At 43.1% G+C, this 255-nt stretch carries 1 pseudogene; it reads left to right on the top strand.

Going from position 1 to position 255, the window contains the following annotated elements:
• Positions 1-255 (top strand): annotated as a pseudogene (locus J1785_RS00085) (IS5/IS1182 family transposase); the annotation flags it as partial.

Below are 255 nucleotides of genomic sequence, written 5' to 3'. Positions count from 1 at the left end.
ATAGCTCTGTACCTGAATAAACTCGATGAAGCTGACAAGACTGCTGAGCCTGAAATAATCACAGATTTAACAGCGACGAAACTGGCATGGTTGCAACAACGTTTAGAAGAGTTAAAGCAAATGCAGCAGGCCGTGGAACAGCATCCTGATAAACAATTGTCGCTGACAGATCCTGATTCCCGGTTGATGAAAATAAACAATGTTAACCGTCAGGTTAGCTATAACGTGCAGACTGCCGTTGATGCCAAAAATCAC

Origin of the sequence: Rahnella perminowiae (assembly GCF_019049755.1) — a bacterium.
In the GTDB taxonomy this organism is placed as follows: domain Bacteria; phylum Pseudomonadota; class Gammaproteobacteria; order Enterobacterales; family Enterobacteriaceae; genus Rahnella; species Rahnella perminowiae.
This window is presented reverse-complemented; position numbering and strand designations above follow the sequence as displayed.